Annotated in this window: 12 protein-coding genes and 1 pseudogene; 10 read left to right on the top strand and 3 right to left on the bottom strand. The window is 59.1% G+C overall.

The annotated features are described in order from the left end of the window. The first annotated feature begins 30 nt into the window (after positions 1–30). Positions 31–1,032, top strand: coding sequence for an alpha/beta fold hydrolase (locus tag ACIPY9_RS13565; RefSeq protein WP_400701727.1), 1,002 nt, complete (start codon positions 31–33; stop codon positions 1,030–1,032). A 121-nt stretch (positions 1,033–1,153) separates the two neighbouring features. On the opposite strand, the gene ACIPY9_RS13560 is transcribed toward ACIPY9_RS13565, so the two are convergent. Continuing rightward, complete coding sequence (locus ACIPY9_RS13560) at positions 1,154–1,978, bottom strand: HDOD domain-containing protein (RefSeq protein ID WP_400701725.1); 825 nt, start codon at positions 1,976–1,978, stop codon at positions 1,154–1,156. A 534-nt stretch (positions 1,979–2,512) separates the two neighbouring features. Here ACIPY9_RS13560 and ACIPY9_RS13555 point away from each other — a divergent pair. From ACIPY9_RS13555 to ACIPY9_RS13535, 5 genes and pseudogenes are all read left to right on the top strand, one after another. After that, positions 2,513–3,550, top strand: a pseudogene (locus ACIPY9_RS13555) (cache domain-containing protein); the annotation flags it as partial. A 24-nt stretch (positions 3,551–3,574) separates the two neighbouring features. Further along, the gene (locus ACIPY9_RS13550) at positions 3,575–4,405 is read left to right on the top strand and encodes a methyl-accepting chemotaxis protein (RefSeq protein WP_400702098.1); all 831 of its coding nucleotides are present in this window, start codon (positions 3,575–3,577) and stop codon (positions 4,403–4,405) included. 137 nt (positions 4,406–4,542) lie between these two features. Then, positions 4,543–5,109, top strand: coding sequence for a phosphonate metabolism protein/1,5-bisphosphokinase (PRPP-forming) PhnN (gene phnN / locus ACIPY9_RS13545; RefSeq protein WP_400702095.1), 567 nt, complete (start codon positions 4,543–4,545; stop codon positions 5,107–5,109). A 163-nt stretch (positions 5,110–5,272) separates the two neighbouring features. After that, on the top strand, positions 5,273–6,094 hold the full coding sequence (locus ACIPY9_RS13540; RefSeq protein ID WP_400701722.1) for an alpha/beta fold hydrolase: 822 nt from the start codon (positions 5,273–5,275) through the stop codon (positions 6,092–6,094). Positions 6,095–6,162: 68 nt separating this feature from the next. Beyond that, positions 6,163–7,458, top strand: a complete 1,296-nt coding sequence (locus ACIPY9_RS13535; RefSeq protein WP_400701719.1) for a nitrate- and nitrite sensing domain-containing protein — start codon at positions 6,163–6,165, stop codon at positions 7,456–7,458. Positions 7,459–7,527: 69 nt separating this feature from the next. Here the strand turns inward: ACIPY9_RS13535 and ACIPY9_RS13530 are convergent, their stop codons facing one another. Then, on the bottom strand, positions 7,528–7,653 hold the full coding sequence (locus ACIPY9_RS13530; protein ID WP_400701716.1) for a hypothetical protein: 126 nt from the start codon (positions 7,651–7,653) through the stop codon (positions 7,528–7,530). A gap of 94 nt (positions 7,654–7,747) precedes the next feature. Between ACIPY9_RS13530 and ACIPY9_RS13525 the strand changes: the two genes are divergently transcribed. Genes ACIPY9_RS13525 through ACIPY9_RS13515 form a run of 3 tightly spaced genes read left to right on the top strand, consistent with a single transcriptional unit; the run spans position 7,748 to position 10,806 of the window. Then, positions 7,748–9,082: a CmpA/NrtA family ABC transporter substrate-binding protein gene (locus ACIPY9_RS13525; protein WP_400701713.1), complete on the top strand. Its 1,335-nt coding sequence runs from the start codon at positions 7,748–7,750 to the stop codon at positions 9,080–9,082. 27 nt (positions 9,083–9,109) lie between these two features. Next, complete coding sequence (gene ntrB, locus ACIPY9_RS13520; RefSeq protein WP_400701710.1) at positions 9,110–9,985, top strand: nitrate ABC transporter permease; 876 nt, start codon at positions 9,110–9,112, stop codon at positions 9,983–9,985. Positions 9,986–9,996: 11 nt separating this feature from the next. Further along, positions 9,997–10,806, top strand: coding sequence for an ABC transporter ATP-binding protein (locus ACIPY9_RS13515; RefSeq protein WP_400701707.1), 810 nt, complete (start codon positions 9,997–9,999; stop codon positions 10,804–10,806). 53 nt (positions 10,807–10,859) lie between these two features. On the opposite strand, the gene ACIPY9_RS13510 is transcribed toward ACIPY9_RS13515, so the two are convergent. Continuing rightward, on the bottom strand, positions 10,860–11,909 hold the full coding sequence (locus ACIPY9_RS13510) for a patatin-like phospholipase family protein (protein WP_400701704.1): 1,050 nt from the start codon (positions 11,907–11,909) through the stop codon (positions 10,860–10,862). Positions 11,910–12,063: 154 nt separating this feature from the next. On the opposite strand from ACIPY9_RS13510, the gene ACIPY9_RS13505 reads away from it, so the two are divergent. Further along, positions 12,064–12,342 carry a hypothetical protein gene (locus ACIPY9_RS13505; RefSeq protein ID WP_400701701.1) on the top strand — a complete coding sequence of 93 codons (279 nt, stop codon included), beginning with the start codon at positions 12,064–12,066 and terminating at the stop codon, positions 12,340–12,342. The last annotated feature ends 171 nt before the right edge of the window (positions 12,343–12,513 follow it).

Genomic DNA, 12,513 nt, shown 5'->3' with positions numbered 1-12,513 from the left:
TTCTCGTTCCATTCCTACAGGAGGTTACTGATGCAGGCTGCAAAGATCGCGGGTGTGTTCATGGCGCTCGCACTGCCGGCCATGGCGATGGCTGAAACCCCCAGCTACGGCCCGCAACTCGAAGGCTTCACCTATCCCCATCCCTTGAAAAAATTCGGCTTCCAGTCCCAGGGCCAGACGCTGGAAATGGGGTACATGGATGTCGCGCCCACGGGTAAGGCCAATGGCCGTACAGCGGTGCTGATGCACGGCAAGAACTTCTGTGCCGCCACCTGGGAAGACAGCATCAAGGCCTTGAGTGCCGCCGGATATCGTGTGGTAGCGCCCGATCAGATCGGTTTCTGTACGTCCACCAAACCGACGCACTATCAGTACAGCTTTCAGCAACTGGCAATCAATACGCAGGCCTTGCTGACCAGCCTGGGCATCGACAAGGCGTCGGTGATCGGTCATTCCACGGGCGGCATGCTGGCCACGCGCTTTGCGCTGATGTATCCGCAGCAGACCGAGAAGCTGGTGATGGTCAACCCGATTGGCCTGGAGGACTGGAAGGCTCTGGGCGTGCCTTATCGCAGCGTCGATCAGTGGTATGAGCGCGAATTGAAAGTGACCGCCGAAGGGATTCGCAAGTACGAGCAGAAGACCTATTACGACGGGCGCTGGAAGCCCGAATACGACAAGTGGGTCGACATGCTCGCCGGTTTGAACAAGGGGGCTGGCCATGAAGTGGTTGCCTGGAACTCGGCGCTGATCTACGACATGATCTTCACCCAGCCAGTGTTCTACGAGTTCCCGAAACTCAAGGTGCCGACCGTGCTGATGATCGGCGATGCCGACACCACAGCGATTGGCAGCGATATCGCACCGCCTGAGGTCAAGGCCCGGATCGGCAATTACAAGGTCTTGGGCAAGCAGGTCACCGGCATGATTCCGGGGGCCAGGCTGGTTGAATTCAAAGGCATGGGGCATGCACCGCAGATGGAAGACCCGGCCGGCTTCAACAAGGCGCTGGTTTCAGGGCTGAACCCATAGAATCCGCCCGTAGGAGCGAATTCATTCGCGAAGAGGCCTGTACATTCGAGAGAGCCTGGATGACAGGAATATTGTCTTCGCGGATAAATCCGCTCCTACCGCATCGGCAGGAGCGAAAGCCTCAAGTCAGCAGTTGTGAAAACGCCTTGTCCGCTTCCAGCACCGCCGGTAGCCCCTTGAACAAGGCGTCCAGATCGACCTCTTCCGTCAGTGGTCCGCTGGCGGCCTTCTGGGCTTCAGGGGTGGCGCCGTCATGTGCTTCAAGAGCGTCGGAAATCACCACGGCCTGCGCCAGAATCCGGGGCAACGGGGCATTTTCGGGGGCCTGCATCGGGCGCGCCTGATAGGCGATGGCCTGCTGAATCACCTTCGGCAACTGCCAGCGTCGGGCCAGTTCTTCGCCCACTTCCGGATAACCAAAACCCAGTTGCAGCGTCTCGTTGGCCACCCGCCCGGGTGTACCGGACTTGGCGGCATTGTTAAGACGTTCGGCCACTTGCGGTGCGCCGGTCTGGATCAGCAATTCGCCAATGTTATGCATGACTCCGCAGGTAAAGGCGATCTCGGGGTCTGCGCCTGTCTGCTTGGCCAGCATCCGGCAGATTCCTGCCACCTGAAAGCTCTTCAGCCAGAAAGCCTTGAGGTCAAAGTTGGGGCTGGCCTTGAAGGCGCCCGTGACCGCCGAAGCCATGACCAGGGTGCGCAAGGTATTGAAACCCAGGCGCATGGCGGCATCCTCGATGCTGGATGACTCTCGCGAGCCACGAAAGCGCGCCGAGTTGGCCAGGCGCAGGACTTTGGCGGCAATGACCGGGTCCTTTTCGATATTGCGAGCGATGCTTTCCAGGTTGGAGGAAGGATTGTCGAACTGCAGCATCAGATCCTGAGCCACTTTGGGAATGCTGGGCAGGCTGTGCAAGTCGTCAAACAGCTTTTCAAGGGGCATTGTTGACATCCTCATGTGACGGATGATTCAACGATAGTCAGTTTTTTCCTCTCTGCACGTTTCACAAGCCATTGTGGGATGCGTATCTCAGCTTGAGTGCGGGGGAGGAAATCCTGTACACGACGCGGTGCCTTGAGAGTGTCGCGAATAGTTGCGATGAGTTGTATGACGAGCCGTATATCAGAAAGTAATTAATACCCATTTAAAAAGCGGGGGAAATTCAAGGTGAGGCGGCATTAAAACCGGATTGTTCGACACTTTATTGACGTCATATACAACACGTTTAAACAAGAAAGATTGTCATGTATCGGTTTTTAAATAAAACCGTCAAATTGTCATGAAAAAGGCTTGTGTGTATGATATTAACTTGCCGTGTTTTCGGGCGGGTCGTTGCTGAAAGCTTACAAGATCGCACCTGTCGGTTGACTGACAACGCTTCTTGTCAATCCTCCGGTTTGTAAAGACGACACAGTATTCACGTTTGTCTGGCGATCGCTACATCGTCGTATTGGTTTATCCACGGAAGTATCCCTCATGATGAAAAGTTTAGGTTTCAGCAAGAAAATCCTGCTGGCTGCCGCCTTGATTGTGGTTGTCGCGTTTAGTGCGTTTATTGTCATCAACGACTATCGGCAGCGCCAAACTTTAAAGTCCAACGTCCTGTCCGAATTACAACAGTTGGGCAGCCTGACGACGCAGAACATTCAGACCTGGCTGGAAAGCCGTTCGCATCTGTTGCAATCGATGGCTCAACAGATCGCCGCCGACGGCAAGGCACTGCCTCAGTTGCAGAGGGCCATCGGGTTACCTGCGTATGGCGAGAACTTCCAGCTCAGCTATTTCGGCAGCACCGAAGGCGTGATGTTTTCGGTCCCGGCCGGCAACCGTCCCGCCGATTATGACCCGCGTGCCCGTGGCTGGTACAAGGCCGCACAGAATGCGCCTGGCATCATCGTTACCGAACCTTATATCGCTGCGTCCTCGGGCAAACTGGTGGTGACACTGGCCACACCGGTCAAGATCCAGAACCAGTTTGCCGGTGTCGCGGGGGCCGACATTTCCCTGGACAGCATCAGCAAGACCATCAACTCCCTGAATTTCGGGGGCCATGGTTATGCATTCATCGTCAGCGCCGAAGGCAAGATCCTGATCCACCCGGACAGCAAGCTGGTCCTCAAGAACATCAGTGAGGCCTATCCGACCAACACGCCGAAGATCGTGGCCGGTGCCAGCGAGATCGAGTCCGGTGGCAAGTCTGAAATCATTTCTCTGACGCCGGTTCAGGGCATTTCAACGGCGAACTGGTATGTCGCCCTGGTGCTGGATCAGGATGCTGCCTATGCGATGCTCAGCGAATTCCGCACCTCGGCAATGACCGCGATGGGTGTGGTCGTTCTGGTGATCATCCTGCTGCTGGGCCTGCTGATCCGTGTGCTGATGCAGCCGCTGCACCAGATGGGCCGCGCCATGCGTGATATCGCGGACGGTGAGGGCGACCTGACCAAGCGGCTCTCGATTACATCCCAGGATGAGTTCGGTGAGCTGGCGCGATCCTTCAACCACTTTGTCGAACGGATTCACGCATCGATCCGCGAAGTGGCTTCCACGGCCGGGCAGTTGGGTGAAGTCGCGACGCGGGTGGTCAAGGCGTCCAACTCGTCGATTACCAACTCCGACCAGCAGGCCAACCGTACCGAAAGCGTTGCCGCCGCCATCAATCAGCTGGGGGCCGCTGCACACGAGATTGCCCAGAACGCCGCGCGCACTTCGCAGCAGTCCAGCGATGCCAGCGAACTGGCCGGCGAAGGCCAGAGCGTCGTACAACAGACCATCGCCGCGATGAACGAGCTCTCGGGCAAGATCAGCGAGTCGTGCGTGAACATTGAAGCCCTCAATGGCAAGACGGCCAACATCGGCCAGATTCTCGAGGTCATCACCAGCATTTCCCAGCAGACCAACCTGCTGGCCCTCAACGCCGCCATCGAGGCAGCCCGTGCCGGTGAAGCCGGACGTGGTTTTGCCGTTGTGGCCGATGAGGTCCGCAATCTGGCACACCGGACCCAGGATTCTGCCCAGCAAGTGCAGACCATGATCGAGGAATTGCAGGTCGGTGCCCGCGAGGCCGTGTCGAACATGACCGAAAGCCAGCGTCAGAGCGAGGACAGTGTGACCATCGCCAACCGGGCGGGCGAACGTCTGGGCAGCGTCACGCGCCGTATCGACGAGATCAACGGCATGAACCAGTCCGTTGCCACGGCAACCGAAGAGCAGACGGCTGTGGTCGAGTCGATCAACGTCGATATCACGCACATCAATACCCTCAACCAACAGGGTGTCGATAACCTCCGGTTGACCCTGGATGCCTGCAACCTGCTTGAAGAACAGGCCGTTCGTTTGCAACAACTGGTAGGAAGTTTCCGTATCTGATCGCTGAAAGAGACTATTGGATATCCCCCTGAACGATTATCATCCGGCCAGTCTTTTACTGGCCGTGTTGCGAATCGTTCAGATTCATGCGCATCACGACCTCCGGTGACCCGGAACGTCTGGCGAGGGTATTTCTGATGGTGGGCAGGTTGATTTATCTCATCGGGCCGTCCGGCTCAGGCAAGGACAGCCTGCTGGACGCCGCACGAGACACATTGACCCGCAGCGGTTGCCACATCGTACGCCGTGTCATCACCCGTTCTGCCGAAGCCGTGGGCGAGGCCGCTCAGGCTGTCAGCGTCGAACAGTTCGAGACCCTGCGCGAGCAGGGGGCGTTTGCCTTGAGCTGGCAGGCCAACGGTCTGCATTACGGTATCCCCAAAGAGATCGACCAGTGGCTGCTCGAAGGGCATCACGTGCTCGTCAATGGTTCGAGAGCCCATCTTTCACAGGCGCAACTGCGTTATCCGAACTTGCTGGCGGTGCTGTTGACCGTTGACCAGCAGGTTCTGCGCCAGCGTCTGGTGGCCAGAGGACGCGAATCGATCCCCGAAATCGAGGCCCGGCTGGAGCGCAATGCTTCCTTTGCCGTGGAGGTGCTGGCAGGCAACCCTTCCGTCTTTCTGCTGGATAACTCCGGCGACCTGCAACAGACCGTCCAGACCCTCATTCAACACATCGAGCACCCGCCCGTACCCGCCTGACGAAAACCTGACCGTTGGTCCTGCCAGCGCACACCGGTACAGGGCTGCGTTTTCATTCTGGTCCAGACTCGATCCTCACGCTTCGAGGCGGCGACTGCATGTGACGTCGCTCGAAAGTCGTCCTTGCTTCTGTCACCGCGGCATAACATGAGGACCGATGTTTATGAGCCTGTTGAAAGTCAAAGATGGCACCGAGATCTACTACAAGGATTGGGGCACCGGACAGCCCGTGGTGTTTTGCCACGGATGGCCACTGAGTGCAGACGCCTGGGACAGTCAGATGAATTTCCTGGGACGCCTCGGCTATCGCGTCATCGCCCATGACCGGCGGGGGCACGGGCGTTCAGGGCAGCCCTGGGACGGTAATGAGATGGACACCTACGCCGACGACCTGGCCGGGTTGTTCGAGGCCCTGGACCTGAAAGACGCAATTCTTGTCGGGCACTCCACAGGCGGTGGTGAGGTGGCCCGCTATATAGGTCGTCACGGTACGGCACGGGTTGCCAAGGCTGTGTTGATTGGCGCAGTGCCACCGATCATGCTTCAGACACCGGCCAACCCCGAAGGGCTGCCCATCGAGGTGTTCGATGGTATCCGCGAGGGAGTCACGGCCAATCGCTCCCAGTTCTTCAAGGACCTGGCCATACCGTTCTACGGTTTCAATCGCGAAGGTGTCGAGGTCTCTCAAGGCACGATCGACGCGTTCTGGGCCATTGGCATGGCGGGTTCGATCAAGAGCGAACTGGATTGCATCAAGGCGTTTTCCGAAACCGACTTCACCGAAGACTTGAAGGCGTTCAATGTGCCCACCTTGATCCTGCATGGCGACGATGACCAGATCGTTCCCATTGCCGCTTCCGCCTTCAAGAGCGCAGAGCGGGTGCCGGGTGCCGTTCTGAAAATCATCCCTGGCGCTTCGCATGGCATGTGCACGACCCTGGCCGATGAGATCAATGGCTATCTGCTGGACTTTATCAGGCAATAGGGTGTGTCAGGTTCGGGCTGGACCTGCTTTTGCATGGAGTCTCTCAACTCCAACCGTGAAGCGATTCCATGACCGATAAAAACATGCCACCGGCGTTGCGTTTCATGCTGGCAGCACGCCGCAGCGAACTGGAGGGCCTGGAAGGCCTCGCGTCCACCTGTCAGATGGTGACGCAGGTCGGCCAGCTGGTGCATGCCCTCCAGCGTGAACGTGGTTACTCCAACATGTATCTGGGCAGCGGCAAGGCCCATCATCTGGCCCAGCTCGATGTGCTTGTGGCCGAGACCAAAGCCATCGAAGCAAGGGCCATGGTCTGTTTCGAGCGTATCGATCTGGATGCGGCCAGTGCATCCGATCGCGCCCGGCTGTTCAACCGTATTGCCTACGTCATGCATGGCCTGGACGAGCTGCCGGGGTTGCGTCGACGGATTCGCGAGCAGCGGTTGACGCCGCAGGACGCCACCCTGGTCCTGAGTCGTCTGATCGGTGGCCTGTTGGCGGTGGTGTTCGAGGCGGCCGACACGGCCATCGATCCGGTGATTACCCGTGTCCTGGTGGCCATGTTCAATTTCATGCAGGGCAAGGAACTGGCGGGGCAGGAGCGAGCCTGCGGAGTGGCAGGGTTTCTGGTCGGCTATTTCGATGCGGCCTCACGCGAACGGCTCGAGCATCTGGTGCAGAGTCAGGAGCGCTGTTTCCAGACGTTCATCCAGTTTGCCGACGATGATGCTCGTCGATTGTGGCGCAATCAGGAGGCCAGCGATTGTGTGGCGCAGCTCGGGCGCCTGCGCGGCGTGGCCTTGAAGACCTCGGCGTCCGAACAGGTCGATGCCATGCTGTCGGAGCTGTGGTTTGACCTCAACACCCTGCGCATCGATGCCATGCGCGACATCGAAATCTATCTGGCCGACGGGCTTCTGGTCCGATGCCGGGAGAGCATCAAACAGGCACGTGCCGACCTGGATAACCACCGGCAGTTGCTTGCCCGGCTGGTGAGTCTGGAGGTCGAGGGCAGTGTCGATCAGGCGCGCCTGTTCAGCGTTCAGGCCAGCGATCTGGACAGCCCGCCCGCCGATGGACTAGGCCCGCATCTCGGGCGTTCGGTGCTGGACCTGCTGCAATCCCAGACCCAGCGGTTGCTGAGTGCCAATGACGAACTTGAAGAGGCCCGTCAGGCCCTCAATGAACGCAAGCTGATCGAGCGGGCCAAGCGTCTGTTGATGGACGAGCACCAACTGAGCGAGGGTCAGGCTTACGAGCGGTTGCGTCAGTCTGCGATGGAGCGAGGGCAGCGCATGGTTGATGTGGCGCAGACTCTGCTGGCCTTTGCCGCCGCCCGCCCGGCACCCCGCAAGCGTCATTGATTTCCGTGCACTTGCGTCGGGCAACCGACGCAGGGCGCGCCCCAGTAATGTGCGAAACCCTCTTGGCTGTCAGGCTCCCCTGAACACGGCATGTTCGCTGCAGGCCACGTCGCTCAAGGCCATTGCAAGGCTGGCATGCAAACTGCTTTGCAGGTCATGCAGGCCCGGTACTTCCAGACGAAGACCGCGGCACATAAGCGAATTCCGGACAACGGCGTCCACACGTTCATCGGCAAAGGCCTGGAGCGTGTGTACGCCGTTTTTTTATGCGTGTTTTTGGGGGAACGATATGGACGAGAAGCCAGATAGCCTTGAGCAAGACAACCCGCACAATGCGCCTCGGCGGTCTTTCCTCAAACAGTCGCTGGGCTTGCTGGGCGGCGGTGCGGCGTTGAGCATCCTGCCTCCGGGCTTGCAATCCGTGGTCTGGGCCGCAGGTACCGATGGCCTGGAGACCACCAGTGCCAAGCTGGGGTTCATTGCCCTGACCGATGCCGCGCCCCTGTTCGTGGCCGACGAAAAAGGCCTGTTTGCCAAATACGGCATGACCGGCGTCGAAGTGCTCAAGCAATCGTCCTGGGGCACCACACGCGATAACCTGGTCCTGGGTTCGGCCAGCAACGGTATCGATGGCGCGCACATTCTGACGCCCATGCCTTACCTGATCGCCGCAGGCAAGATCACCCCCAACAACCGACCCGTTCCGATGTACATCCTGGCGCGCCTGAACGTGGGCGGTCAGTGCATTTCCGTGGGCAACGAATACGCCGATCTGAAACTGGGCATCGATTCGACACCTTTCAAGGCCGCCCTGGCGACCAAGAAGGCGGCCGGTAAAAGCATCAACGCGGCGATGACATTCCCCGGCGGTACGCATGACCTGTGGATGCGCTACTGGCTGGCGGCGGGCGGCATTGATCCGAACAAGGACCTGTCGACCATCGTCGTGCCACCGCCGCAGATGGTCGCCAACATGAAGGTCGGCAGCATGGACAGCTTCTGCGTGGGCGAGCCGTGGAACGGGCAACTGGTCAACCAGAAGATCGGTTACACCGCCAACACCACCGGCGAGATCTGGAACAACCACCCGGAAAAGGCCCTGGCGTTGCGTGCCGATTATGTCGACGCCAACCCTAATGCGGCCAAGGCGCTGCTCAAGGCGGTGATGGAAGCGCAGATGTTCTGCGACAAGCCGGAAAACAAGGAAGAGGTCGCGCAGATCTGTGCCAAAAGGCGCTGGATCAACGCACCTTACGACGACATCGTGCAACGCATGAAGGGCAACTTCGACTACGGCATGGGCAAGGTCGTGGAAAACAGCCCGTTCCTGATGCGTTACTGGAACGAATTCGCGTCCTATCCGTTCAAGAGCCATGACCTGTGGTTCCTGACCGAGAACAAGCGCTGGGGGTACCTGCCTCTGGATTTCGACAGCCAGGCGCTGATCGAGAAGGTCAACCGCGAGGACATCTGGCGCAAGGCAGCGGCTGAACTGAACGTCCCGGCGGCTCAGATTCCGGCTTCTACCTCACGTGGCATCGAGAAGTTCTTCGATGGCAAGACCTTTGATCCGCAAAACCCGCAAGCCTACCTGGACAGCCAGACCATCAAGGCACTGGCCTGATGCCAGCCACTCGCTTGGGAGATATCGATGAACGCTGAAAGCAAAAGCTTCAAGGCTGCCGGAGCACCGATGACGGTCACCGGCAAGCCCGTCAGTCGCTGGCCGGCCAGGCTCAAGAACCTGCGTCAGTCTGCATTGCAGGGCGTCTTGCCGCCGCTGGTAGTGGGCGTGCTGTTTCTGTTGCTGTGGCAGATGCTGTGCAGTGGCAAGGGCGCAGCATTGCCGCCGCCGACCCAAGTCATCCATGAAACCTGGGAGCTGATTATCCATCCGTTCTATGACAACGGCGGCAATGACAAGGGCATGGCCTGGCAGTTGCTCGCCAGCCTTCAGCGCGTCGCCTACGGCTATACGCTGGCGGTTGTCGTCGGGATCAGTTTCGGGGTGTTGATCGGCCAGTCGGCCTGGGCGATGCGGGCTCTGGATCCGCTGTTCCAGATCCTGCGCACCGTGCCGCCACTGGCCTGGCTGCCGCTGTCGCTGGCCGGTTTCAAGGACAGTCATCCGTCGGCGATCTTCGTGATTTTCATCACGGCGATCTGGCCGATCATCATCAATACCTCGGTGGGAGTGCGCAATATTCCCGAGGACTACCGCAACGTGGCCAGGGTCCTGCGCCTCAATGGTGTGGAGTATTTCTGCAAGATCATGCTGCCCGCTGCCGCGCCTTACATTTTCTCCGGATTGCGCATCGGTGTCGGTCTTTCCTGGCTGGCGATCATTGCGGCAGAAATGCTGATCGGCGGCGTCGGAATCGGTTTCTTCATCTGGGATGCGTGGAACGCCTCGCGTATCAGCGACATCATCCTGGCGTTGATCTACGTCGGCGTCGTGGGCTTTCTACTCGACCGGCTGGTGGCCTTTGTCGGTCATCTTGTCACCCGCGGCACATCGGCCGGTTAAGGAGCATGCACATGAATGCGCAAGACAAGTATTTGAGCATCGAGCAGGTCAGCAAGACCTTCGAGCGTGACGGGGTTTCCAGCCAGGTCCTGACCGGCGTCAACCTGGACGTGGCGCGGGGCGAGTACATCTCGATCATCGGCCACTCGGGCTGCGGCAAGTCGACGGTCCTGAATATCGTGGCCGGGCTGACCGAGTCGACCTCCGGTGCCGTGATTCTGGACGGCAAGGAGGTTCGCGCACCCGGGCCGGATCGCAGCCTGGTGTTCCAGAACCATTCGCTGTTGCCTTGGCTGACGGTCTACGAGAATGTGGCGCTGGCGGTGGACAAGGTGTTCAAGCACAGCAAGAGCAAGGCCGAGCGTCATGAGTGGGTGCTGTATAACCTGGACATGGTGAGCATGAGCCATGCCTTGCACAAGCGCCCGAGCGAAGTGTCCGGCGGCATGAAACAACGGGTCGGTATTGCCCGTGCGCTGGCCATGCAACCCAAGGTCCTGCTGCTGGACGAACCCTTCGGTGCGCTGGATGCATTGACCCGTGCGCATTTGCAGGACGAGGTCATGCGCATCCAGAGCGAGTTGCAGAATACGGTGCTGATGATCACCCACGATGTGGACGAAGCCGTGCTGTTGTCCGACCGTATCGTGATGATGACCAACGGCCCCTCGGCGACCATCGGCGAGGTGCTCAAGATCGACCTGCCTCGCCCGCGCAACCGCATCGCCATGGCGGATGACCCGCTGTACAACCAGTATCGCCATGCAGTGCTGAGCTTTCTCTATGAGAAGCACCGCAAGGTCGAGGCGGTCGCGGTGTAGGCTCGCGGCTTCAGGGGAGGGGCGCTCCCTGAGGGTTCTGTCACGAGAGGTCGTTAGCGGTTTTCGCTTTCATACCGATCCAGCGTATCTCTGGCGATCTCCCGCCCCAGAGCGATCAACTCCGGAGCCTTGTAGAACTCGAAGAACCGGCAGACCCGCTTGGGAACGTTGACCAGAATATCCGGTGGGTAGCCTGCGATCTTGTACTGTGCCAGAGACGTCTGCATGACCTCGAAGCTCTGGTTGATCAGGTCCAGCAGGGACGCCGGCCCTACGTTGTCGATGATCACCGAGCCGCTGGCGGATTTGGGTGCCCCCGGTGCTTCGGGGGCTGCGGCCGGTTGCTGATTCAGCGGATTGGCGGAGTCTTCGCCCAGCCAGGGGTTGTCGATGGGGGCCGCCACGGGTTTCAGGCTGTCCGGGTCCATGGCCGCACGGCCGACCGTATCGAGCTTGCGACGAAACGGAAGGCGCGAGCCCAGTGAGCTGATCAGTGAATCAACGCGTTTTTTCACGGCCGCAGGGCGTTCGATTGTGGGCAATTGATACTGCTGCTGATGGGTGGCATTGAGGTTGACCGCCACGATCAGGTCGCAATGACTCGAGACCACCGGCACGATGGGCAAGGGGTTGAGCAGGCCGCCATCGACCAGCATCCGGCTTCCCTGCATCACGGGAGTGAACAGGCTGGGAATGGCCGCCGAGGCTCTCATGGCCTGATGCAGACAGCCTTCCTGAAACCATATTTCCTGTTGATTGGTCAGGTCGGTGGCCACTGCCGTATAGGGAATGCGCAAGTCTTCGATGTTGATGTCGCCGACGATATCGCGGATCTGGCCAAAGACCTTCTCGCCACGAATCGCGCCCAGCCGGAAGCTCACGTCTACCAGGCGCAGCACATCCAGGTAATCGAGACTCTCGATCCACTGGCGATACTGTTCAAGCTTGCCGGCAGCGTAGATGCCGCCGACCACGGCTCCCATCGAGCAGCCTGCAATGCAGGCAATTTCATAGTCGCGGCGTTCCAGCTCTTCGATCACGCCGATATGCGCATAACCACGAGCGCCGCCGGAACCCAGCACCAGTGCTATTCGTTTTTTCATCAGCCCCCTCCAGATTGGTATCGATCTGCAGCTTTTGTCATGCAGAATGGCGTATGACGAAAACAGTTACGTTTGGCGCCATGCCTCGTGGCACTTTTAACGGGATGCATCGTCAAACCCGCACATTCCATTTTTACTGTTGAGGTAACACCCCATGAAAGCCTGGATCTGTCTGCCATTGTTCATCGTGGTTCTTGCAGGTTGCGCTGGCAAGACCGGGTATCGGGAGAGCTGCGGCAGCCAGCTCGACAGCGCATGGCAGGAGCTGGACCTGGCCAAGGCCGAAGGTTTTGCCGGTACGGTCAGCTACTCCAAGGCCTTGTCGCTGTTGACCGGTGCCAAGACCCAACAGCAATTCGAGGCGTTTGAAGGGTGTACCCAAAAAGCAGAAAAAGCACGTTTCTATATCCGTGAGTCGCGCGCCGGGCGCTAGGCTCGCAACAGCATTCCCCTGAATGAGTTCGCTTCCTCGCCGTAGGAGCGAATTCATTCGCGACAGCAATATCGCAATCTTCCTCCCTTTCAATCATTTCTCTCCTGCCGGTTCTGGCGAAAAGGCCTACGCTAACCCTAAAGTGCGTATGTTTGGCATCGTTTGCAGTCC

It is taken from the genome of Pseudomonas sp. NPDC089734, assembly GCF_044748865.1.
Taxonomy (GTDB): Bacteria; Pseudomonadota; Gammaproteobacteria; order Pseudomonadales; family Pseudomonadaceae; genus Aquipseudomonas.
The sequence above is the reverse complement of the archived record's forward strand: the minus strand, read 5'-3'. Positions and strand labels throughout refer to the sequence as shown.

Excerpts from the sequence above, each read along its gene's own strand:
- ACIPY9_RS13535 (WP_400701719.1), top strand. The coding sequence starts at position 6,163 with ATGACCGATAAAAACATGCCACCGGCGTTGCGTTTCATGCTGGCAGCA.
- ACIPY9_RS13565 (WP_400701727.1), top strand. The coding sequence starts at position 31 with ATGCAGGCTGCAAAGATCGCGGGTGTGTTCATGGCGCTCGCACTGCCG.
- ACIPY9_RS13540 (WP_400701722.1), top strand. The coding sequence starts at position 5,273 with ATGAGCCTGTTGAAAGTCAAAGATGGCACCGAGATCTACTACAAGGAT.
- ACIPY9_RS13515 (WP_400701707.1), top strand. The coding sequence starts at position 9,997 with ATGAATGCGCAAGACAAGTATTTGAGCATCGAGCAGGTCAGCAAGACC.
- ACIPY9_RS13525 (WP_400701713.1), top strand. The coding sequence starts at position 7,748 with ATGGACGAGAAGCCAGATAGCCTTGAGCAAGACAACCCGCACAATGCG.
- phnN (WP_400702095.1), top strand. The coding sequence starts at position 4,543 with ATGGTGGGCAGGTTGATTTATCTCATCGGGCCGTCCGGCTCAGGCAAG.
- ACIPY9_RS13505 (WP_400701701.1), top strand. The coding sequence starts at position 12,064 with ATGAAAGCCTGGATCTGTCTGCCATTGTTCATCGTGGTTCTTGCAGGT.
- ntrB (WP_400701710.1), top strand. The coding sequence starts at position 9,110 with ATGAACGCTGAAAGCAAAAGCTTCAAGGCTGCCGGAGCACCGATGACG.
- ACIPY9_RS13530 (WP_400701716.1), bottom strand. The coding sequence starts at position 7,653 with ATGTGCCGCGGTCTTCGTCTGGAAGTACCGGGCCTGCATGACCTGCAA.
- ACIPY9_RS13560 (WP_400701725.1), bottom strand. The coding sequence starts at position 1,978 with ATGCCCCTTGAAAAGCTGTTTGACGACTTGCACAGCCTGCCCAGCATT.
- ACIPY9_RS13510 (WP_400701704.1), bottom strand. The coding sequence starts at position 11,909 with ATGAAAAAACGAATAGCACTGGTGCTGGGTTCCGGCGGCGCTCGTGGT.